The organism is uncultured Microbulbifer sp., assembly GCF_947489355.1.
Taxonomy (GTDB): Bacteria; Pseudomonadota; Gammaproteobacteria; order Pseudomonadales; family Cellvibrionaceae; genus Microbulbifer.
In genome coordinates this window covers 12,777-35,085 of record NZ_CANLDD010000006.1, presented here as the reverse complement: position 1 = coordinate 35,085, position 22,309 = coordinate 12,777, and the positions used below count along the sequence as shown (strand labels likewise).

Annotated in this window: 19 protein-coding genes and 1 pseudogene; 11 read left to right on the top strand and 9 right to left on the bottom strand. The window is 56.7% G+C overall.

What is annotated here, in order from left to right:
* Positions 1-148 precede the first annotated feature (148 nt).
* The 3 genes from Q1A48_RS04580 to Q1A48_RS04570 form a co-directional block, all read right to left on the bottom strand.
* Positions 149-1,495, bottom strand: a complete 1,347-nt coding sequence (locus Q1A48_RS04580) for a sodium-dependent transporter (protein WP_299941821.1) — start codon at positions 1,493-1,495, stop codon at positions 149-151.
* A 73-nt stretch (positions 1,496-1,568) separates the two neighbouring features.
* On the bottom strand, positions 1,569-2,048 hold the full coding sequence (gene smpB, locus Q1A48_RS04575) for an SsrA-binding protein SmpB (protein WP_299941818.1): 480 nt from the start codon (positions 2,046-2,048) through the stop codon (positions 1,569-1,571).
* 15 nt (positions 2,049-2,063) lie between these two features.
* Positions 2,064-3,482, bottom strand: coding sequence for a sodium-dependent transporter (locus Q1A48_RS04570; protein WP_299941815.1), 1,419 nt, complete (start codon positions 3,480-3,482; stop codon positions 2,064-2,066).
* Between the two features lie 193 nt (positions 3,483-3,675).
* Here Q1A48_RS04570 and Q1A48_RS04565 point away from each other — a divergent pair, with 193 nt between their 5' ends.
* Positions 3,676-4,116 carry a type II toxin-antitoxin system RatA family toxin gene (locus Q1A48_RS04565; protein WP_299941812.1) on the top strand — a complete coding sequence of 147 codons (441 nt, stop codon included), beginning with the start codon at positions 3,676-3,678 and terminating at the stop codon, positions 4,114-4,116.
* The gene (locus Q1A48_RS04560) at positions 4,113-4,442 is read left to right on the top strand and encodes an RnfH family protein (RefSeq protein WP_299941809.1); all 330 of its coding nucleotides are present in this window, start codon (positions 4,113-4,115) and stop codon (positions 4,440-4,442) included. The genes Q1A48_RS04565 and Q1A48_RS04560 overlap by 4 nt, the downstream gene beginning before the upstream one ends.
* Before the next feature lie 16 nt (positions 4,443-4,458).
* Here the strand turns inward: Q1A48_RS04560 and Q1A48_RS04555 are convergent, their stop codons facing one another.
* Positions 4,459-4,803: an outer membrane protein assembly factor BamE gene (locus Q1A48_RS04555; protein WP_299941806.1), complete on the bottom strand. Its 345-nt coding sequence runs from the start codon at positions 4,801-4,803 to the stop codon at positions 4,459-4,461.
* A 279-nt stretch (positions 4,804-5,082) separates the two neighbouring features.
* On the opposite strand from Q1A48_RS04555, the gene fur reads away from it, so the two are divergent.
* Positions 5,083-5,493 (top strand): ferric iron uptake transcriptional regulator, encoded by a 411-nt coding sequence (gene fur / locus Q1A48_RS04550; protein WP_299941803.1) that lies wholly within the window; start codon positions 5,083-5,085, stop codon positions 5,491-5,493.
* A gap of 53 nt (positions 5,494-5,546) precedes the next feature.
* Here the strand turns inward: fur and Q1A48_RS04545 are convergent, their stop codons facing one another.
* A complete protein-coding gene (locus Q1A48_RS04545) occupies positions 5,547-6,152 on the bottom strand; it encodes a 1-acyl-sn-glycerol-3-phosphate acyltransferase (protein ID WP_299941800.1) in 606 nt (201 codons plus the stop codon).
* Positions 6,153-6,362: 210 nt separating this feature from the next.
* Positions 6,363-8,033: a DNA repair protein RecN gene (gene recN / locus Q1A48_RS04540; RefSeq protein ID WP_299941797.1), complete on the bottom strand. Its 1,671-nt coding sequence runs from the start codon at positions 8,031-8,033 to the stop codon at positions 6,363-6,365.
* 226 nt (positions 8,034-8,259) lie between these two features.
* Here recN and grpE point away from each other — a divergent pair, with 226 nt between their 5' ends.
* The 3 genes from grpE to dnaJ all read left to right on the top strand — a co-directional run bounded on the left by grpE (position 8,260) and on the right by dnaJ (position 12,366).
* Complete coding sequence (grpE, locus tag Q1A48_RS04535; RefSeq protein ID WP_299941795.1) at positions 8,260-8,901, top strand: nucleotide exchange factor GrpE; 642 nt, start codon at positions 8,260-8,262, stop codon at positions 8,899-8,901.
* Positions 8,902-9,024: 123 nt separating this feature from the next.
* Positions 9,025-10,971, top strand: coding sequence for a molecular chaperone DnaK (gene dnaK, locus Q1A48_RS04530; RefSeq protein ID WP_299941791.1), 1,947 nt, complete (start codon positions 9,025-9,027; stop codon positions 10,969-10,971).
* 264 nt (positions 10,972-11,235) lie between these two features.
* Positions 11,236-12,366, top strand: a complete 1,131-nt coding sequence (dnaJ, locus tag Q1A48_RS04525) for a molecular chaperone DnaJ (protein ID WP_299941788.1) — start codon at positions 11,236-11,238, stop codon at positions 12,364-12,366.
* An 89-nt stretch (positions 12,367-12,455) separates the two neighbouring features.
* Here dnaJ and Q1A48_RS04520 read toward each other — a convergent pair whose 3' ends face one another.
* On the bottom strand, positions 12,456-12,914 hold the full coding sequence (locus tag Q1A48_RS04520; RefSeq protein ID WP_299941785.1) for a hypothetical protein: 459 nt from the start codon (positions 12,912-12,914) through the stop codon (positions 12,456-12,458).
* Between the two features lie 246 nt (positions 12,915-13,160).
* On the opposite strand from Q1A48_RS04520, the gene dapB reads away from it, so the two are divergent.
* From dapB to rimK, 3 genes and pseudogenes are all read left to right on the top strand, one after another.
* Positions 13,161-13,976, top strand: coding sequence for a 4-hydroxy-tetrahydrodipicolinate reductase (gene dapB / locus Q1A48_RS04515; RefSeq protein WP_299941782.1), 816 nt, complete (start codon positions 13,161-13,163; stop codon positions 13,974-13,976).
* Between the two features lie 104 nt (positions 13,977-14,080).
* Positions 14,081-14,530, top strand: a pseudogene (locus Q1A48_RS04510) (ATP-dependent zinc protease); the annotation flags it as partial.
* 84 nt (positions 14,531-14,614) lie between these two features.
* Complete coding sequence (rimK, locus tag Q1A48_RS04505) at positions 14,615-15,544, top strand: 30S ribosomal protein S6--L-glutamate ligase (protein WP_299942026.1); 930 nt, start codon at positions 14,615-14,617, stop codon at positions 15,542-15,544.
* A gap of 106 nt (positions 15,545-15,650) precedes the next feature.
* Here the strand turns inward: rimK and Q1A48_RS04500 are convergent, their stop codons facing one another.
* The gene (locus tag Q1A48_RS04500) at positions 15,651-16,166 is read right to left on the bottom strand and encodes an IS6 family transposase (RefSeq protein ID WP_299942024.1); all 516 of its coding nucleotides are present in this window, start codon (positions 16,164-16,166) and stop codon (positions 15,651-15,653) included.
* Between the two features lie 435 nt (positions 16,167-16,601).
* On the opposite strand from Q1A48_RS04500, the gene Q1A48_RS04495 reads away from it, so the two are divergent.
* Positions 16,602-20,276, top strand: a complete 3,675-nt coding sequence (locus Q1A48_RS04495) for a S8 family serine peptidase (RefSeq protein WP_299941779.1) — start codon at positions 16,602-16,604, stop codon at positions 20,274-20,276.
* Between the two features lie 32 nt (positions 20,277-20,308).
* The gene (locus Q1A48_RS04490) at positions 20,309-20,527 is read left to right on the top strand and encodes a hypothetical protein (protein WP_299941776.1); all 219 of its coding nucleotides are present in this window, start codon (positions 20,309-20,311) and stop codon (positions 20,525-20,527) included.
* 130 nt (positions 20,528-20,657) lie between these two features.
* On the opposite strand, the gene Q1A48_RS04485 is transcribed toward Q1A48_RS04490, so the two are convergent.
* Positions 20,658-21,173, bottom strand: coding sequence for an IS6 family transposase (locus Q1A48_RS04485; RefSeq protein ID WP_299942022.1), 516 nt, complete (start codon positions 21,171-21,173; stop codon positions 20,658-20,660).
* Positions 21,174-22,309: the final 1,136 nt, after the last annotated feature.

Sequence of the window (22,309 nt, the reverse complement as noted above, 5' to 3'; positions counted from 1 at the left end):
AACACTCTCGTGTCGTGCCAGTATACCTCAATTGGCGGCCCGGCAATACGCCGGATTGGCCCGGCAGTCAGGCCGGTCGCTGTTCAGACAAGAGAAACCTGTGGGAAAGGCCCCGGCGGAGGCGCCGGGAGCGGGTGGTTGGGATTTCCTATATGACCGAATGTACGAAGGCGGTCAGGATCAGTAGTGGGCAGACAATGCGTACATACCAGGGCCAGATCTTCCAAAACAGAGTCTTTTCAATGTCTGGGTGACCTTTCTTTAACTCGGCGAGTAGCTGGTCGCGACGCCAGACCCAGCCGGCAAAGATACACAGGGCGATGCCGAGCAGCGGTTGCCCGTATTCGGTACTAATGCTGACCGCCAGTCCAAACAGGGTATCGAAGTGGGTGATGATGATAGTGCTGATGCCGAAGATGATCAGGCCCACCACGGGGGTGGCGATGCGTCGCGGAATGCCCAGATTTTCAATGGAGAAAGCCACCGGCACCTCCAGCATGGAAATCGAGGAGGTCAGAGAGGCGATGACCATCAGGGCAAAAAAAGTGATGGCCACAACGATACCGGCTTCCCCCATGGTGTCGAACAGCGCCGGCAGCACCTGTAAAATGAGATCGGGTCCGGCGACCAGTTCTCCGCTGGCAGAGAAAATCTGTGAGCCGGCTTCCTGGGCAACGTACATGGCCGGCAAAATCAGCAGGCCGGCGGTAAAGGCGATACCCACGTCGATCAGCGTCACCAGCGCACCTAGGCGCGGCAGGCTCTCTTGCTGGCTCAGGTAGGAGCCGTAGATCAGCATAGTGCCCACCCCCAGTGACAGGGAAAAGAAGGCCTGGCCCAAAGCGGAGATCAGCAGTTTGGGCGTGAAATGGCTGAAGTCCGGCATCAGGTATACCTCAAGGCCGGAAAGGGCGCCGGGCTGGGTGAGCACATAGCCAATCAACAGCAGCAGAAGAATGATCAGTGCGGGCATCAGCAGGGTGGACCAGCGCTCAATCCCTTTTTCTACACCGCTGGCGATAATCAGCATGGTGAGGCCGCTGAAAATGGCGGTGAAGAGTAGATTGCGCTCGGTGCTGCTGCCAGTCAGCCACTGCGCGGCATCCTGAGCGCCGAACAGTGTGGCAAAGGGCTCGGCCAGATGCGCTACCATCCAGCCGGCTACGATGGCGTAAAAGCTCAGGATCAGCGAGGCTACCAGAATGCCGCCGAAGCCGGTGAGGCCGCCGAAGAAACGGCTGATTGGTCCATTGGAGATGGTGCGCAGGGCCTGCACCATATTGCGGCGCGCGTAGCGGCCTATGGTGAGTTCGGCCATCAGGGCCGGATAGGCGAGTGCAAAGGCCAGGAACAGATAGACCACCACAAAGGCGGCGCCGCCATTGCTGGCGGCTTTGGTAGGGAAGCCCCAGATATTGCCGAGGCCCACGGCGGACCCCGCCGCGGCCATCAAAAAGCCAATATTCGAACTGAATTGTCCTCGAGGTGCACTCATGATAAATCCTGTCATTATTCTTCTGGTACTACCCTGGTAACCTAATTGGATACCGGGGTATTAATACGGCACACTACTTGTGTGTTGCGCGCATCAGGCGCTGTTTCTCGCGGTTCCAGTCGCGCTTTTTCTCGGTTTCGCGTTTGTCGTGCGTCGCCTTGCCTTTGGCCAGGGCAATTTCGCATTTGATCAGGTGCCCTTTCCAATACAGCGCGGTGGCCACCACCGTGTGGCCTTTCTGCTCCACTGCAATGATCAGTTTGGACAGCTCTCGCTTGGTGAGCAGCAGGCGTCGGGTGCGGTCGGGCTCAGTGACAAAATGGGTGGATGCACTGGGCAGCGGCTGTATGCGCGCACCCAGTAGCCAGGCTTCGCCATTTTTAAAAATGACATAGCTGTCCGTCAGCTGGGCCTTGCCCTCGCGACAGCTCTTTACTTCCCATCCCTGCATTTCCACACCCGCCTCAAACTTCTCTTCAATGAAGTAGTCGTGGCGGGCCTTCTTGTTCAGGGCAATGGTATTGGGTCTTTGCGCTTTCTTTTTCTGGGTCATGAAAACTTCGAATGACTAGATAAAACTGTGTCCAAAAAACTTCAGGGCCACGGTATTGATGAAAATCAGCAACAGTATCAATGGAATAAAGGTGCCCAGGGAGAAGTTGACGTATTTCTGTGAAAAGGAGCCGGCAAAGTTCTCATCGCCTTCCTGCAGCTCTTTGTCAAAGTTTGCCTTCTTCCACTTATAGATCACAAACAGACACACGAGCAGGCCGTTCAGGGGCAAAATGGTGTCGTAAAAGATGATCTCAACCAAATCGAAGAAGGACTTGTTGGTGCCGGCCAGTTGCACAAAATCAGTGGTCCAGTTGACCATGCCAAAGGATACGGCGCAAGCAATTGCCAGTACAAATTGTACCCCGGCAATCAGGTAGATGGCTTTTTTGCGCTCCATACGCCGCTCGTCACGCAGGGTGGCGATGGGCACTTCGATTATGGAAACCAGTGAGGTGATCGCCGCAACCAGCACCAGGAAGAAGAAAGTTGCAGCCACTGCGCTTGCGCCAACATAGCCGATACCGTCTTGCAGGGCGAGGAAGATCTTGGGTAGGAACTGGAAGATCATGCCTGCGGAGGATTCACTCAGCTCAGAGGGGTCTATTTGTGGATTAAAGTGGAAGATACTCGGTAGTATCAGCAGGCCGGCGGTGAAGGCCACCAGGGTGTCGGTGATGGCCACTGCGCGGGAGGAGCCGGGGATGGAGTCCTGCCGCTTCATGTAGGAGCCGTAGGTGATCATAATACCCATGCCCAGAGAGAGGGAGAAGAAAGCCTGGGCCATGGCTTTGCTGATCACATTGCCGTCGACCTTGCTGAAGTCCGGAACAAGGTAATACTTTAAGCCGAGAGAGGCGTTCTCCAGGCTCAGTACAAAAATCACCAATCCCAGCAGCATGACGAACAACATGGGCATCAGTGTTTTCGCGGCGCGCTCGATCCCGTCTTTAACGCCCATGGCAAGAATGGCGTTGATCACCAGCATAAGGGCCACCAGATAGATAAATATCTGTGGAGTATTGATAAACTGGATAAAGAAATCCGGGGTGGCGAGTTTGTCCAGATTGCCGGTTACCGTTTCAATCAAGTATCCCAGTACCCACACGGTGACCACCAGGTAAAACACCGCGATCATAAATGGCGTGGCCAAGGCCAGCCATCCGGGTATGCGCCAGAGGTGGGAGCGGTTGGAAAGTTCGCGATAGGCGCCAACCGGGTCTTTATCGGAGCGCCGCCCCAAGGCCAACTCCGCCATCATGACCGGCAGGCAGATCAGGAAGACGAAAAGAGCGTAGATCAACAGGAAGGCACCGCCCCCGCTTTTGGTGGCGGCTACCGGGAAGGCCACCAGGTTGCCAATGCCTACTGCGGAACCCGCGGCAGCCAGGATAAAACCCAGTCTTGACCCAAAATGCTCTCTTACTGCGGTCATAGTACTCTCACTATTATTCTGTACCCGATACGGCTTGTCTCGTTGTTATCCCGGTTGGTGCCGAGTGCGGCTCGCCGGCAAAAACGCGATTGTTACAGGAATTGCCTTGCTTGAGTAGCGTCGGCTGGCAAAATTAGCAGGTGAATGGCAATCCCAGGCAATTTTGCCAAGTAGACTGGCTTGGATAGCAGGAATGACTGAAATAGAGCGCAGCGCGCTGGTGATGTACAGTGCAGAGCAAATGTTTGATCTGGTCAATGATGTGGCCAGCTACCCGCAGTTTTTACCGGGGTGCCGTGGTGCGGAGGTCTTGCACCGCGATAAAGAAACTCTGGAGGCGCGCCTGGAACTGTCTCGCGCAGGCATTCGGCAGAGTTTTGTCACGCGCAACCGCTTGCAGCGACCGCACAGTATGACCCTGACTCTGGTCGATGGCCCCTTTGAGCAGTTCACCGGGCAGTGGCAGTTTAGTCCGCTGGCTGAAAGTGCCTGCAAGGTGACCTTTTCCCTGGCATTTTCCCTCAAGAGCCGTCTGGTTGCCGCAGCTGTGGGCAAGCTGTTCAGCGATCTGGCCAACCAGATGGTTGCGGTGATGTGTGAGCGAGCTGATACGATATACGGAAAACCGCGATGACAGAAAATAAGACGATTTCAGTGGAAGTGGTTTATGCCTTGCCCCACGAGCAGCGTCTGATGCGTTTACTGGTCAAACGCGGTACTACCGCGCGTGAGGCGCTGATACGCTCGGGGATACCGGAAGAGTATCCGGAGGTGGACCCGAATACCGTCAAAATGGGGATTTATGCCCAGGTGCTGGGCAGCAAGGGCTTGCCGCCGGCGGAGCGCTACGAATTACAGCCCGGTGACCGGGTTGAAGTGTACCGTCCCCTGATCGCCGATCCGAAGGAGGCGCGTAAACAGCGCGCTGAGAAGGCTAGACGCCTGGCCGGGAAGAAATAGAGGGCACTAAGGGCGTTCAGGGCCAGCCTGTCGGCTGCCAGTCGCCACTCGTGGCGATCAGGATATCGCCATTGAAATAGACACTAAAGCGCTGCTGGGTCACTCCGCCTTTGGGGTCGCGGAGGCGATTGACATAGTCCCAGCGATTGGGATTATAGGTATCTTCCACCAGCGGTGTACCCAGCACGAATTGAACCTGTCGCCGGGTCATACCGGGTTTCAACTGATCCACCATGTCCTGGGTGATGATGTTGCCCTGCTGAACCTCGATACGGTGCACACCGGGGAATTTGATCAGTGTACAGGCGCCCAGGAGGGTGCACAGGCTGGCGATGGCGAGAAGTTTCAGGCTAGTCGGCATTCATTGCTCCATTATGTGCTGAAAAAGGCGTTTATTGCGCCATTTTTAACTGGCCAGATCAAATAGGCCCCGATTGAGGGGGAAAGTTCCCCCGGGCTTGGCGATTTGCCCCCATAAGGGATGGCCGGGGTTTCGCTGACTCCGCAGGACATGGGATAATACCCGAAGAGGTGGCTCGCTGACAGATAGGACGCTTTGATCTTAGCCGATTATTGATCCCTGCTCCGGGCCGTTTCAGGTAAAGACCATTCTTAAGATCCTGTCGGGAAATCTCTATTCATGTCAAACGAAAACCAGGAATTGCGCAAGGCCGGTCTCAAAGTCACCCTGCCGCGGGTAAAGATTCTGCAGTTGCTTGAAAGTGCCAGTGAACAGCATCTGAGTGCTGAGGATGTGTACAAGCTGCTGCTGGAAGCGGGGGAGGATGTGGGTCTGGCCACCGTCTACCGGGTTCTGACCCAGTTTGAGAGCGCGGGTCTGGTTATGCGCCATAACTTCGATGGTGGCCACTCCGTATTTGAGCTGGACCGTGGGGATCACCATGATCACATGGTATGTACCGATACCGGTAAAGTGATTGAGTTTCACAATGAGGAAATTGAAAAGCTACAGTGCCAGATTGCTGAAGAGCACGGCTATGAACTGACCGGCCACAGCCTTGTGCTTTACGTCAAAGAAAAAGCGCAGTAGGCACCGCCGGGTGTGGCATTTGACACACCCGGGTTCCCAGCGGGCTCCAAAGGTTATTGCTGTGGCTGGCAGGGGGGCGCGTAACGTTGCGGGAATTTGCCGATTTTGTCCGCGTAGAATATCCGTAACTTGTTCAGTTCCACCTCCAGATTTTCACCCAACTGCGCGATTGGACCAATGCCCACCTCTTTCTTACTGAAGTTGATAAAGCCCAGCACTACGGGCACCTTGGCATTGCGCGCGATATGGTAGAAGCCGGTTCTCCAACGCTCCGCCATACCGCGAGTGCCCTCCGGGGGAATCGCGATAATCAGCTCCTTATTCAGCTTGAACTGCTTGATGGTGGCCTCCACCAAATTGTTGGCCTTGCTGCGATTCACTGCAATACCGCCAAACCAGCGCATGGGCCCGCCCAATGGGAACTTGAACAACCTGTCTTTGCCCATCCACTGCGGGGTGAGCCTCAGTTTAAGCGCGGCCAATATAAAGAAGTAACCGTCCCAGTTGGTGGTGTGGGGAGCCCCCAAGAGCACGTACTTTCTCAACTTCAACGATTGTTGGTTGCCTTTTACGCGCCAGCCATGCAACCTCAGTAGCAATCTGGCGACTTGGCGCATCAGCGGGGTGACTATTGGGGTGTTAAAAATCGTTTTCTGCATAAACTTGGTCGATGCCAGTTGGATGGACCGCCAAGTATATGGTGACTTCTGCCGCCAAACCCAGTTAATTCTGGCCTGCTTGCCCTAAATTGGCCTATGTCTCTGACAAACCAGCTGCTTCGCCCGATTGGTGGTGTGACGGTTATTTAAGGCAAGGTGGAAGGCGCTTAATACGAGCGGAGGCCGGGCTGGTCTGCGCCCTTCGCGTGATCAAACAACCCGCGATAGCATCTCTTCGGCGTGGGCCAGGGACTGGGCTGTGGGCTCTCCCCCAAGCATGCGGGCGATTTCTTCGCGGCGTTTGCCACCGCTCAGTTCGCGCAGGGCGACAAAGGCACTTTCACTATCGGCGTGCTTCTCTACCAGGTAATGGCGGTGGGCCCGCGCGGCCACCTGGGCCAGATGGGTGACACAGATCACCTGGCCACTGCGGCCACTTTGCATCTCGCCCAACTGGCGCAGCAGGCGCCCGACCACATCCCCGGTGGCGCCGCCGATTCCCACATCCACTTCGTCGAATACTAGGGTGGGGGTGCGGGAGGTCCGTGCCGTCACAACCTGGATCGCCAGGCTCACCCGGGAAAGCTCTCCACCGGAAGCGATTTTGCCCAAGGGGCGCGGCGGCTGTCCCGGATTGGTGGTTATAAGCATCTCCACGTCCTCCAGACCGCGGCTGTTGGGCTTCGCCAGTGTGTGCAACGCCAGCTCCATGCGCACATGGGGCATGGCCAGCTCCGCCATTTGTCGGTTCACAGCCTCGGCCAACTGGTGTGCGGCTTTGGTGCGCCGTTTGCTCAGCTTTCCGGCGGCTGTGCGGAATTGCCGCTCCAGTTTCTCACACTCTGCAGCGCGTCGTTCAAGGGTATCTGCCGTGTTTATATCGTCCAATTCCGCCTGTAATTGCTGCTCTAGAAAGGGTAGTTCCTGTGGCTGTACCCTGTGCCTGCGGGCCGCCTGGTAGATCGTACTGAGGCGTGCCTCCACCTCGGCCAAACGTTCCGGGTTCACCTCGAAGCGGTCTATATGGCGCGACAGGGTGTCTGCCGCCTCATCCACCTGAATGCGTGCGCTGTCGAGCATCTGCGTCACCTCCAGCAGGGCCGGGGCCTGATCCGGTATGGCTGAGAGCAGCTGCAGGGCGCAGTGGAGTTGCTCGGCGATATCCCCTTCGCCGCCGGACAACAGCGCCGCCAGTTGATAGCCGCCGTTGAGTATGTCACCGGCTTTGGCCAGTTGGCGTTGTTCGCGCTCCAGCGCTTCTATCTCCCCCGCGCTCAAATCCAGTCGGGACAGCTCCTGCAGTTGGTATTGCAGCAGCTGACGCCGCGCCTCGCTCTCCTCGGCACTGTCTGCCAGGGTGCGGTAGTGGCGGTACTGGTCCTGCCAGGTCTTGTAAAGGCTGCGGGTATCCGTGGCCAGTGTTTGGGCCTGGGCGAATTCATCCAGTAGGCGACAGTGGGTTTCTTTATTCAGCAGGGATTGGTGCTCGTGTTGGCTGTGGATATCGATCAGTTGTTCAGCAAAAGCGCGCAGCTGCAGGAGGGGCACCGGCTGGCCGTTGATATAAGCCCTTGAGCGGCCGTCGGCGCCGATGGTACGGCGCAGTATCACCTCTTGCCCCGCATCCATTTCCCGGGATACCAGCCAGTGTTCGGCGCTGGGGTGGTCGCTGATATCGAAGGTGGCACTGATATCGGCGCGGCTGGCACCGGGACGCACCAATTCGGCACTGCCCCGCCCGCCCAGGGCCAGTCCCAGTGCATCCAGGGTAATGGACTTCCCCGCGCCGGTTTCGCCAGTGAAGGCACTGGTACCGGGGCCGAGTTCCAACTCCAGTTGGTCCACCAGGGCGAATTGGCTGATAGACAAATGCAGCAACATAGGAATCGCTTCTGTGTCTTTTATTGTGAGGGCACTTCGGCCTGCTTAGTGGTTATTTATACAGTATTTATCTCCCGTTAGCTATAGCGCCAGGACCACATTACCCTGCCAACAGGTGCATGCAGGAAAAACCCCTTGAACTGTGCGGTGTTGACCCCATATAGCCCCAGTGTCCGCTGGGCGGGCCCATTCCATTACTGACAGAGTTGATGCGACGGAGAGAGCAGTGGCTAGAGAGCGCAGCGAAGAAGATCAGATCACAGAGGGCGTGCAGCCGGAAGCGCTGGCGGACGAGCATCTGGCAGAGACAGATGAGGCGGCTTCCGCCGAGATTGAGGACCCTTCCACAGCAGAGCGCCGGCAGGCCGAGGAAACCTTACTGGAAGAGGCCGAGAGTGCCGATGCCCTACACGATGAAATTATCAAGCTGCAGGAGCAACTGGCGGTACAGAAAGACCTCGCCCTGCGTGCCCAGGCCGAAGGGCAGAATGCCCGCCGCCGCGCCCAGCAGGATGTTGAACGCGCGCGCAAGTTTGCGGTGGAGAAACTGCTGCAGGACTTGCTGCCGGTGGTGGACAACCTGGAGCGTGCCCTGGCCACCATCGACACCGAAGACAAGACCAGCAAGGCGCTGGCGGAAGGCATTGCGCTGACCCACAAATCTTTCACTGATACCCTGGTGAAAAATTCAGTGGAGGTTGTCGATCCAGTCGGCGAGCCTTTCGACCCCGAACTGCACCAGGCCATGACCCAGATACCCAACGGGGACGTGGAACCGAATACGGTTCTGGAAGTGTTTCAAAAGGGCTATCGCCTCAACGGTCGCCTGGTGCGCCCGGCCATGGTAGTGGTCAGCAAGGCACCGTAATGGCGCCTGTGTGAGGCAGCCTTGAATTTTATCGGTCGGCACCAATATAGCTGACATCAGGAATTATTCGCGCGATACATACAGAACAGAGCTGGCGGCGCGCATCAAACGAGGATTTTACAGATGGGAAAAATTATCGGCATCGATCTGGGCACCACCAACAGCTGTGTGGCGATACTGGATGGTGACAAAGCGCGCGTCATCGAGAATGCGGAAGGTGATCGCACTACGCCCTCCATTGTTGCCTTCACTGACGACAATGAGATCCTGGTTGGCCAGTCTGCCAAACGCCAGGCGGTGACCAATCCCAAGAACACCCTGTATGCGGTCAAGCGCTTGATCGGGCGCAAGTTCAAAGACGATGTTGTACAAAAAGACATTAAAATGGTGCCTTACTCGATCGTTGAAGCCGATAACGGCGACGCCTGGGTGGAAGCCAAGGGCGATAAGAAGGCGCCGCCGCAGATCTCTGCCGAAGTCCTGAAAAAAATGAAGAAAACCGCGGAAGATTTTCTCGGTGAGAAAGTGGAAGCCGCGGTGATTACGGTACCGGCTTATTTCAACGACTCCCAGCGCCAGGCCACCAAAGATGCCGGCCGTATCGCCGGTCTGGATGTGAAGCGGATTATCAACGAGCCGACCGCTGCTGCGCTGGCCTACGGTCTCGACAAGCAGGGTGGCGACCGCACCGTAGCGGTTTACGACCTGGGTGGCGGCACCTTCGATATCTCCATTATCGAAATCGCGGACGTGGATGGTGAGAAGCAGTTTGAAGTGCTGTCTACCAACGGAGACACCTTCCTCGGTGGTGAAGACTTCGATCTGCGCCTGATCGACTATCTGGCGGAAGAGTTCAAGAAAGACCAGGGCATCGACCTGAAAGGCGATCCTCTGGCCATGCAGCGTCTGAAAGAGGCTGCGGAAAAAGCCAAGATCGAGTTGTCTTCCAGTCAGCAGACCGAAGTTAATCTGCCGTACATCACCGCCGATGCCACCGGTCCAAAGCACCTGGTGGTTAAATTGACCCGCGCCAAGCTGGAAAGTCTGGTGGAGGAGTTGGTTACCCGCTCCCTGGAGCCGGTAAAAATTGCTCTTCAGGACGCCGATCTGTCCGCTTCCGGCGTAGACGAAGTTATCCTGGTGGGCGGCCAGACCCGCATGCCGCTGGTACAACAGAAAGTCACCGAGTTCTTCGGCAAGGAGCCGCGCAAAGATGTCAACCCGGATGAAGCCGTTGCCGTAGGTGCGGCCATTCAGGGTGCGGTGCTGTCTGGGGATGTCAAAGACGTACTGCTACTGGATGTGACCCCGCTGACCTTGGGTATTGAAACCATGGGTGGCGTGGCAACACCGCTGATTGACAAGAACACCACTATCCCGACCAAGAAGTCCCAGGTTTTCTCCACTGCGGAAGACAATCAAACTGCCGTGACCATCCATGTGGTACAGGGTGAACGCAAGCAGGCTTCCCAGAATAAGTCCCTGGGCCGTTTCGACTTGGCTGATATCCCACCGTCACCGCGCGGTATGCCGCAAATCGAAGTCACTTTCGACATCGACGCCAACGGTATTCTGCATGTTCACGCCAAGGACAAAGCCACCGGCAAGGAGCAGTCTATCGTGATCAAGGCATCCTCTGGCCTGTCCGAGGAGGAGATCGACAAGATGGTTGCTGACGCGGAAGCCAATGCGGAAGCGGACAAGCAGTTCGAGGAACTGGTGCAAACTCGCAATACCCTCGATAGCCTGATTTCAGCTACCAAGAAAACCCTGGAAGAGGCCGGTGAAAAGGCGACTGCAGAGGAAAAGTCCGCGATTGAAGCGGCTATCTCGGAAGCGGAGGAGGCGGTGAAAGGCAACGACAAGGCCGCGATGGAAGCTGCCACCACCAAGCTGACCGAAGCCTCTGGTCCGGTTGCCCAGAAGATGTACGCCGAGCAGGCCCAGGCGGCCGGTGCCGAAGGGGGCGCTGGCGCGGAGGCTCAGGGTGAGCAACCGTCTTCCGCGGGTGACGATGCGGTAGACGCCGAGTTTGAAGAGGTAAAGGACGACAAGAAAGAAGGTAAGTAGACGTCTACGGTTCATTTTGACGGCAGCTATTGCTCACTGTGGCTGCCGGAAAACTCAGGGGTGCGGTGCCTTCCTCTTAAGGCCCCGTGCCCTGTGTTGTTTCAGGTGGATGGATTTAAAGCCGAGGGTTTTGGATACCTGCCAGAGTGGTGCCGTCCCTTTCGGCTTGGCAGAGCCCCGTAACAGTGCGGGGGTTCGTTAGGGACTGAAAATTAGAAAATTGAGTTTGGCTGTTGTTGCAGCCGGACCAGAGAATAGAGCTTTATGTCGAAACGCGATTATTATGAAGTCCTGGGTGTCGAACGCGGCGCTTCGGATGCAGAGCTGAAGAAGGCTTACCGCCGGGTGGCGATGAAGTTCCACCCGGACCGCAACCCCGATGACAAGGAAGCGGAAAACCGATTTAAAGAGGCCAACGAAGCCTACGAGATCCTGGCGGATTCCCAGAAGCGCGCTGCCTATGACCAGTTTGGTCACGCCGGTGTGGAAGGCCAGATGGGCGGTGGCAGCGGTGGTGGTTTCGGCGGTTTCTCCGATATTTTCGGTGATGTGTTTGGCGATATTTTTGGCGGTGGCGGTGGTGGTGGTGGTCGCCGCGGCGGGCCGGCGCGCGGTTCCGACCTGCGCTACGACCTTGAGCTGGACCTGGAAGACGCGGTGCGCGGCACGACCGTGAAGATCCGTATACCCACGCTGGCTGCCTGCGATATCTGCCATGGCTCCGGTGCCAAGCCCGGCTCTTCGCCGCAAACCTGCGCTACCTGTGGCGGGGCCGGTCAGGTGCGTATGCAGCAGGGATTCTTCTCTGTGCAGCAGACCTGTCCCAAGTGCCGCGGTCGCGGCAGCATTATATCCGACCCTTGTGGCCGCTGCCACGGGCGCGGTCGGGTGGAGGAAACCAAGACCCTGTCGGTCAAGGTGCCTCCCGGTGTGGATACCGGCGATCGCATTCGCCTGTCTGGAGAGGGTGAGGCGGGGCCTGACGGCGGTCCCGCCGGTGATTTGTATGTACAGATGGTCGTCAAGGAGCACGAGCTGTTCCAGCGCGACGGTAAAAATCTCTACTGCGAAGTGCCGATCAGCTTTGCCGCTGCTGCGCTCGGCGGGGAATTGGAAGTCCCTACCCTTGAGGGCAAGGTGAAACTGAAAATCCCGGCAGAGAGCCAGACTGGCAAGCTGTTCCGCTTGCGTGGCAAGGGTGTAGCGCCAGTGCGCGGCGGTGCCACCGGCGACCTGTTGTGCCGGGTTGTGGTGGAAACACCAGTGAACCTCTCCGGCAAGCAGAAGGAGCTGTTGCAAACGTTTGCCAGTACTCTCAGTGAGAAGAAGAATGCACCACGTCAGACCGGCTGGTTTGAAGGGGTTAAGAGCTTCTTCGGAGAGATGAAACTGTAATTTTTCCCTGGTGCCTAAACGACAATGACTTGTTCAAGCAGTTTGATAGGTGCCAGGGGCTTTGCCCGCCAGTGGATCAGCGCGCCGGGTTACTCGTCTTGCGCTGATCGCATACTCAATCTGGCGGCAAATGCACGCAAAAACTCGCGCTGGATTTTGCTGGCCTCCTTCAGCTGTTTCTCGTTCAGCATGCCCTGCAGTTCCCGGTAGTTTCGTGCGCTGATGATCGCTAGCTGTGCGCCGATTTCCCCGCGTTGCCCAGGGGTGAGGCTGGGTTTGGTACTGTTGGCAAGGCCGTAGCTTTGCAGCAGGGATTTCTGTTTCGCAAAACTCCTCTGCATCACTGGCAGCACGACCTTTTCCTGCTCGGGGGTGAGTTGCAGGCGGAGTGTCACCCAATCTGTAAGGTCGTCATATTTTTCCCAGAAATCGGGGTTGACCTCCGGTTGTTCCTGCGCTTTAACTGACAGGCTGGTAAAGGCGAGACCCAGGGAAAGGGCGACTTGCAGTAGGCACGGCCAGACACTGGAATGAATGATGAGCCGCATATTGGCGCTCCATTGACTACTTTGGATAAAGCCTAGCAGCGGTGGCTGGCGCTGTTTTTGTGAGGGAAAGCCCCTTTGCAATAAGAACAGATTCTCTTATTCCCCCAAATGAGGGTTCAGGCCCACTGGCAAAGCCTTTAAGGGCGAAGTTACCCGATTTTGAGCATTTCTATTGTTCTATGCGTAGTATGGAGCCCAAGGTAGAATTCCAGGCCTGACTTATGGGTGTGGACAGGAGTGTCGAAAATGGCGGTACAGGTAGCAGTAACGGGATTTGGCGGACGTATGGGGCGGGCGCTGGTAGAGGCTTTGGCGCTTTGCGAAAATGCCGCGCTTTCCGCTGCGGTAGTGCGTCCGGGTTCCAGCCTGGTTGGGGCGGATGCCGGGGAAGTTGCCGGCCTGGGGCGTAACGGCCTCACTATTGTGGATAACCTGGAAAAGGCCGACTTCGATGTACTGATCGACTTTTCCACGCCGCAAGCTACTGTGGATAACGCCACTTTTTGCGCAGCTCTGGGGCGCCCCATTGCCATCGGCACCACCGGCTTTGATGTGGGGCAGAAAACTCGGCTGCTGGCCAATGCGGAAAAGGTACCGCTGTGCCTGGCCAGTAATTTTTCCACCGGGGTAAATCTGTGTTTCAAATTGCTGGAAACCGCTGCGCGGGTGCTGGGTGAGGATGCGGATATCGAAATTGTGGAAGCGCATCACCGCCACAAGGTGGATGCCCCCTCCGGCACTGCCCTCAGTATGGGGGAGGTGGTGGCCGAAACGCTGGGTCGCGATTTGGACAGGGTGGCAATCTACGGTCGCGAGGGCCACACCGGTGTGCGTGATCGGGATACCATCGGCTTTGCCACAATACGCGGTGGCGATGTCATCGGCGAACATTCGGTCATCTTTCTGTCCGAGGGTGAACGGGTAGAGATTAATCACCGTGCGAGCAGCCGTCTGGCTTTTGCCCGCGGCGCCGTGCGGGCGGCTCTTTGGCTGCTGGGCGACGGGGAGTCCGTGCGCATGCCGGGACACTATGATATGCGTGACGTGCTTGGGCTGCATTAATCCCATCCTGAACAGTTACTTTTGACGCCTGCAGGGGACTGCCTGATATTTTGTGATTTCCATCTGCCAGCCACTCTTGTGGGTGAGCCTGCCAGGGCCGAAGGGTGTTTCGCCCGATCGGTCAGTCTGTCATCCCCTTTGAGGAAGTACTCTTGGAAAAGAAGCTGATTGTCGGCAGTGAAGAGTGGTGTGGATTTCCTGCGCTCGGTATTCCGGCGATAAAGGCACGGGTGGACTCGGGAGCCAAGACGTCCTGCCTGCACGCCTACAACATCCAGACGTTTAAGCGCGATGGTGAATCCTGGGTAAGTTTTGAGGCCCATCCGTTGCAGCACCAGCGCCGTCCCTCGGTACGCTGTGAAGCACGCCTGATGGACAAGCGCCTGGTGCGCAGTTCCTCCGGTGAAAGTGAGAAACGCCCGGTGATTCGCACGGCCCTGTCGGTTGGCGGCAGTGTCTGGGACATAGAATTGACCCTGACCAACCGCGATAGCATGGGTTACCGTATGTTGCTGGGGCGGGAGGCGATGTTGGGGCGCATGTTGGTGGACCCCTCGGAGTGCTACTGCCTGGGAGTGATCCCCCAGAGTCAGTTGGATGAATACTACCGCGACGAGCATCATATTGCGGGCACCGGACTGCGCATCGGCCTGCTGGCCTCCAACCCGGACCTCTACAGCAACCGCCGGATTATGGAGGCGGGGGCGGAGCGCAGTCATCGCATGACATTTCTCGATGTGCGCCAGTGTTATATGAAGCTGGATGCCGATGAGCCAGAGGTACACTATAGAGATGGCCGCATCCTCAACAACCTGGATGCGGTGATTCCACGTATCCGCCCCAGTCAGACCTTTTACGGCTGTGCCCTCACGCGTCATTTTGAGAGCCTGAATGTTTTTGCCCTGAATGGTTCTGCCGCCATCAGCCAGTCGCGGGACAAACTGTTCTCTCTGCAGCTTCTGCAGCAAAGCGGGCTGACTATCCCCACTTCCGGCTTTGCCAGCTCCCCTGTAGATACTAACGAACTGATTGAGATGGTGGGGGGGGCACCGCTTGTGGTCAAACTGCTGGAAGGCACCCAGGGGCGCGGCGTGGTACTGGCGGAAACCCGCAAAGCGGGGGAGTCCGTGATCAACGCTTTCAAGTCTCTGAAGGCCAACCTGCTGGTACAGGAATTTATTCGCGAGGCTGAGGGCAGGGACTTGCGTCTGTTTGTGATTGACAGCCGCGTGGTGGCCTCCATCCAGCGGGAGGCCGCGCCGGGAGAATTTCGCGCCAATCTTCACCAGGGCGGCAGTGCCTCGGTGGTCAAGGTCACCCGGGAGGAGAAGCGCTTGGCGGTGAAGGCTGCAAAAGTGCTGGGGCTGAGAGTGGCAGGAGTGGATATTATCCGTTCGCGCAAGGGGCCATTGCTATTGGAAGTGAATTCCTCTCCCGGTTTGGAGGGAATCGAGAGCGCAACCCGCAAGGATGTGGCCGGTGCCATGATTATGTCAATCGAGAAAGCCCTGAAGTGGCGCCCGGCGATGATCGGGGAGGGCGTTCAAGGGGTTTGCGATACGGATTAGACAATGTGTGTTCCGTACCACCATTGCAGTAGAATTCCTGCATGCTATTTACGGTTCTGTCGCAAATTTTGCGTCTGGTCGAAATACACCGATGATCTGGGCGCAGTTACCCTGCGAGCGCCATAAACTGGCGATAGGCTGGTATGTCAGCCTGTCCCAGTTGCCCTTTTCGGATCATATGTGCCGCTTCAGTTCCATCGAGAGTGGCAGCGGCTGAATGAAAGGCCTTAAAGCCCATCATAGGCTTGGTTATTCGCTTGATAAACCGATGGTCCTGTTCCACGATATTGTTGAGATATTTGAACTGCAGAGTATCGATAAATGAAAGCCAGAATCCCATCAGAAACAGATAGATATTGAGGTTGGTTGGACCCGCCAGATTGGCTCCGCTTTTACCTATAACCACCTTCTCTGGCACCCCATTACTAGCAATGGATTTCTCAAAGAAGCGTGTCGCTGCAGCTTCATCTCTGGCCTTTGATAGCATAAAATCAATGGTTTTTCCGGATTTATCAACGGCTCGATACAGGTATACCCACTTACCCTTAATTTTGATATACGTCTCATCCATACGCCAGGATGTGCCGACCTGCCCCCTTTTTCTTTTTGGCCTCTTTGGCAATTTGAGAAGAGTATTTGACAACCCACCGGTTGAGTGTGGCCTGATCCACGGTCACCCCGTGTTCTTGCATAATTTCCTCAAGATCACGATGGGAAACCGTATAGCGTACGTAGAAAAAACCGCATACAGAATCACATTTTTTGGGTAGTGGGCCCCCTTAAAACTGATCAATGACATGACCCTCAAGCCACAAATTGAAATCAGGAGCTTATACCTGAAAAGTAGAGGCATCTGCGAGCATGGAAAAATTTGCGATAGAATCCACTGGTCATATGACAGCTAATATAGGTACGATAGCAGTGCAATGGAATGTTATCGGGCAAGCCTTCCTTTCTTCCTGAGAACTGTTACCCTTTTATTTCTCAAAGTAGTTGGGGTTTGGCGGTAGTCGGTCCCTTTCAAAGAAAGAATAAATACTTAAACAGGGCGTTCACTATGCGCGTAAAACCGATGCTGCAGTATCTGGCAGCGATCGCCTTGGTTGCATTACTGCAACCCGCGGCAGCCGACCCGGGGGGGAAAGCTTCAGAGTCTCGTTCTCTGCAGTTGAGCGTGTCCCGCGAAGGCGCGTCTCAGGCGCAGCGCAACAGGCAAGCCTGGCCGGAGGTGATCAGATATCGCCCGAACGAAGAGGTGCGCATTATCATCGAACTGCGCGGGCCTTCCGCTGCGGAGCAGGCTGGCTTGCGGGCATCGGGCGCTATCGGCACACGGCGGGATATGCGCGCTTTCGCCGCCCGGCAGCAGGAGTTGGGCCTGCGCCAGCGGCAAATGGTCGCCAAACTTCAACAGCGCAAACTGATCGCGAGCCATAGCCACCGCTTTACTCGTGCAGTCAACGCCATCAGCGCAATCGCCAGGGTGGATCAGCTGCCCGCTATCGCCGCCATGCCGGAGGTGCGCGCGGTGACGCGGGACCGGCAGGTGCGCGCTTTTCAGGCCGGCAGTCCGCAGCAGGTACGCGCCCCCGAGGTGTGGGCAATGCGCGATGCGCAAGGCAGGGCCGTCAAAGGGCAAGGGACCAGCATCGCCATTATCGATACCGGTATCGATTACACCCATGAAGACCTGGGCGGCTGTTTGGGCAGCGGCTGCCGCGTGGCCGGTGGCTACGATTTCGTGAACGACGATAGTGATCCCATGGACGACGACTTCCACGGCACCATGGTAGCCGGCGTGGCCGCGGCGATGGCGCCCGCTGCCAGGCTCTACGCCTACAAGGCGCTGAATAGCCATGGCATTGGCAGCGAGAGCGACATCATCGCCGCCATCGAAGCCGCGTTGGACCCGGACGGAAATCCGCAAACTGACGACGCAGTGGACGTGATCAATCTGAGCCTGGGTGGCGTGGGTGGAAACAACTCGGTTACGTCCGTCGCCGCCAACAATGCCATGCGCGCCGGTGTCGTGGTGGTAGCCGCCGCCGGCAACGACGGTCCCTTTCTCAACTCCATTGGCAGTCCCGGTTCCGCGGAGGAAATCGTCACCGTAGGCGCGGTGGATGGGGCGGGCCACCTGGCGGACTTCAGTTCCCGAGGCATGTTCGGCATCAGCCTGGACCTGAGGAGCAACAGCGTCAAGCCGGAGATGGTCGCGCCGGGCGTGGATATCACCAGTGCCAACCTGGGCGGCGGCCTCCGCACTGAATCCGGTACTTCTTTTGCCGCACCCCATGTGGCAGGCGCCGCGGCGCTGCTGCGCCAGTTGCACCCGCAACTGACCAGCGCCGAGATCAAGGCGCTGCTGGTCAACCGCGCCGCGCAGGTGGTCGGCCAACTGGCCGAGGTGGGCAACGGGCAGTTGGATGCCTTCGCGGCCGCGAGCGCGCGTTTTCTGGTCAGCCCGCCGACCCTGTATGCGGGGCACTTCGGGCAGGGCGCTCACAGCCGGAGATCCCTGCAGGTGACAGTGAAAAACCTGGGCGCGCCTGCCGAATTCGCAGTTGCGGACGGGGGTAGTTTCCCCGCCGGCGCCAACTTGGAGCTTTCCACCGACCAGCTCATGTTGGCTGCGGGTGCGAGCGAAGTCCAGTTCGTCGACCTGAATGTCGATCATGGTCGGGTGCCCTACCGCGAACCGCTGGAACTCGCCCACGATTCGGCGCTTGAATATTTATCCGGCGAAGAGCGGGTGCGCCTGCCAGTGGCCTTCCATCGCGCGGAGGTGCTGGCCATGCGTGAATCCGAGGCGCCGGGGGAATTCTGGTCCTATTCCGCATTTTTGTTCAATAAGGGCTGGTCTGCCTGGAGGCAGCTCTCCCATTTCGAAAGTGCTGAACCGGTCCTGCATATGGCGGTGCGTAACGAGCCGATCCATATTCTGTTCAGTGCGGACGTCGTTGCTGATGGAGAGCGGTATGACGTCTGGCATGCGTTTGAAAACCGGCACACGTCCGATGGTGAATTGGTAGTGCCGGCAAGAGTTCGGGGGGCTGGCATTCCCCCTTTGCAAACAGAAAGCGGCAAGACGCTCCAGTTTATGGAACAGACACTTGAGCTGACCCACCCTGAAATGCCCAGAGCCTTGAGCCTAGGTTACGGTGATGATACGCCGATGAGAACCCTGCGCAACCTGTCTGATAACTTCCATGTCAACTATGTGGGCCTGGCGGAGGAAGGGAGCGCGCACCCGCAGGACCGCAAGCTGTATACGGTTAAGCACGGCCAACAGGGCATGTCTGAAGATCTGCACTTCGATCTCAGCAATCCCGGCAGTACGCAATTGCTGGTCAGCAATCCGTTCTGGAATCGGGAGGGCTATGCCGTGGGTTACGGGTTCATGATGTACGAGTCCATTATCAACTGGTGGACGATACCGAGCGAGTTGACCCACAAGTCGTCCCTGCTGACCCTGCATGGGCACGAGGAGGGTATCGCCGCTTGGCCCACATTTTTGAATTTGCGTGTACCCCTAGGGGAAGATTGGACCACGCAGACCCACAGCAACGAAATTTCCGTCGGCCGCACGGTCTACCGCAAGCTGCGGCGTAACGATGAGGACTTCACTATCCCCGAGGTAATACTGGAGCGGTCCAGTGGCATCATGCTTATGGGCCAGGGCCCCAGGTATTTTGTCGGGGGTCTGCGCAATGACGGCGGTAATCACCGCTTGCTTCCCAGCCACGGCTCCATTTCTTCCTGGATAATGGACAGCTGGGGCAACGGCTACCGCCCGGAGTCCAGCTACCGCGCCCTGTGCCTGCCCGGCGATAGTGAATTGGGCAGCGGCGACGTTATTCCAGAGTACCTGTTCTTCGCCGGCAGCGAATGTACCTCGGTGCAGATGGATTTCGAGTACACCACGTCTCTTGGTGAAGAGGAATACACCTCCAGCGCCCGGATGCAACTCAACAATCTGGACGGTGCCACCGCGCCGCGTATCGCCATGCTGGAACTGCTGGACGACGGCGTGATTTCCCACTATGCGCGCCGCAACGCCAAGCTGTTTTTGTCCCTCGAAAGCCAGTTGCCACTCGATTCCGTGACCACCGAATTGGCGCTGGGCGGGGGTGACTGGTTGTCGCTGGAAACCGCACCGGTGGACGGTCGCTACCTTGCCCTGCTGCCCGAAGTGTCGGACTCCGCCGTCGCCGACCTGCGCATTGTCGCCACAGACAGTGCCGGCAACAGTGTGCAGAACACGATTCGCGGCGCCTTCGTGCTGGGCTTGAATGCGGCAACGGTGGTGGATACCGATAATGACGGCGCGGTGGACAGCGAAGATGCCCAGCCCTTTAACCCCCGCTTCCGGCAGGCATCGAGTTCAGGCGTGAAGTTAAATTCGGGTACTGCGGGCGATCGCGAGGCGAGTCCCGGCGAGGAGGATGTGGTGGTGCAGGTGTTTAGCCTGGGGACGGACGTGGCATCGGAACTCAACACCCTGACCTTGCAAGCATCCGGCAGCGGGGACGACGGATTGGATATCGCCCTGGCAAAACTCTACCTGGACGACAACAGCGACGGAAACCTGGATGAGGGCGACACCCTACTTGCCAGCAGCCGGTTTCAAACAGATAACGGCGAGCTGACTTTCCAACTCGACATGCCGGGACCGCTGGCGCTGGAGCCCGGCAAGAGCCATTTCATCGTCACTTACGATTTTGTGCAATGAAGGAGCGCAAACTGATGAACGGGAAAAACTTCATGCTTAAATCTGCGCTCACCGCTCTGCTGTTATTAGCTTTGAGTGCTTGTGGCGGCGGGGGCGGCAGTTCGAGTAGCTCCAGCAGCACCGGCGGTTCCGTATCCAAAACCTTCTCCAGCAGTGTTACCGCCGTGGATATTCGCCGAAAAGACAGCGGTGATTCGCTGCCGGTATCCGGATTGCCTGGGGCGGGTGCAGAAATTACGCTGAGCGAATGAATTGCTTTTGAGTATAGGAAGTATAAAAGCCTTTTTGCCATCCACAAGCAAACACCAACTGTAGCGCTCCACTTTGGGTTTTGTCGCAAACTTTACGTCTGGCCGAAATACACCGATGATCTGGGCGCAGTTACCCTGCGAGCGCCATAAACTGGCGATAGGCTGGTATGTCAGCCTGTCCCAGTTGCCCTTTTCGGATCATATGTGCCGCTTCAGTTCCATCGAGAGTGGCAGCGGCTGAATGAAAGGCCTTAAAGCCCATCATAGGCTTGGTTATTCGCTTGATAAACCGATGGTCCTGTTCCACGATATTGTTGAGATATTTGAACTGCAGAGTATCGATAAATGAAAGCCAGAATCCCATCAGAAACAGATAGATATTGAGGTTGGTTGGACCCGCCAGATTGGCTCCGCTTTTACTTATAACCACCTTCTCTGGCACCCCATTACTAGCAATGGATTTCTCAAAGAAGCGTGTCGCTGCAGCTTCATCTCTGGCCTTTGATAGCATAAAATCAATGGTTTTTCCGGATTTATCAACGGCTCGATACAGGTATACCCACTTACCCTTAATTTTGATATACGTCTCATCCATACGCCAGGATGTGCCGACCTGCCCCCTTTTTCTTTTTGGCCTCTTTGGCAATTTGAGAAGAGTATTTGACAACCCACCGATTGAGTGTGGCCTGATCCACGGTCACCCCGTGTTCTTGCATAATTTCCTCAAGATCACGATGGGAAACCGTATAGCGTACGTAGAAAAAACCGCATACAGAATCACATTTTTTGGGTAGTGGGCCCCCTTAAAACTGATCAATGACATGACCCTCAAGCCACAAATTGAAATCGGGAGTTTATACCTGAAAAGTAGAGGCATCAGCAAGCATGGAAAAATTTGCGACAGAATCATGAGAACGTTCTTCAGCCAAAGGCTTCTGAACCTCCACAGGTTTTTGAAATTGATGTGCCATTCTAGTGCTAACAAGCGCAGCTTGTAGCATCTTGTAGGGTGAAAGTCCCTGCCTGGCAAGAGCTAGCCACACACCAGTATCGAGTCTTGCGCGCTGTGCGGAGCTTTAAATTAGGAATATTTGAGAGGCAGGATGCACGAGCGAACAATCAACGTGAAGTGTAGGCAGAGAAGTACGTAGGCCATAGGGAGTGCGCGCTCCTGAAGTGCTGGTATCGCTTTGAAATGCAAATTCTAGGTGACGAGGTTTGTAACGCCATCGAAGCCCCTGCAAAGCAATCGACTCAGAAGGGAGAGTTTCTCGCTATCTGAATGGCAAGATTGTGGAGACCTCACGGAGTTCTTCAGCCGTGGCATGCATACAGAGATGTAATGAGAACTTGTGAGACCCAAGGTAACTCCCAAAGGAATGGGTAGGGCAGTGTAGCTTGAAAGGGGAATCACTCTGGGTTTACCGGAGGCAATTTGATTTGAGTCATGCCGCTTGGGCAGACTCCTCTGCTGGCGCTCGTAGCGTTGCAGAAATGGTAGCGCAAGCCGGAACGCCGCTGAGCCCCTGGGAATTTGGTCCTTTCGCTGTTCACCGAAGAAATTGATTTCTGGCCCAAGTTCTTGTTGCAGATGAGCGGGCAGTTTTTGGTTTCATTCTTAACTACCTATTCTGTTCTCAAAAGCACTGCTTTCTTAAAGGCCTTGTACCATACAAGCGGTGGTAAGTGGATGCCGCGCAGCCGGATGGGATAACAGGTGCTGCTGTCCCTCCATTCCCTTCCCATGACAGTCGGGCGCAACTTCGGGCTGTCGCTGCTATT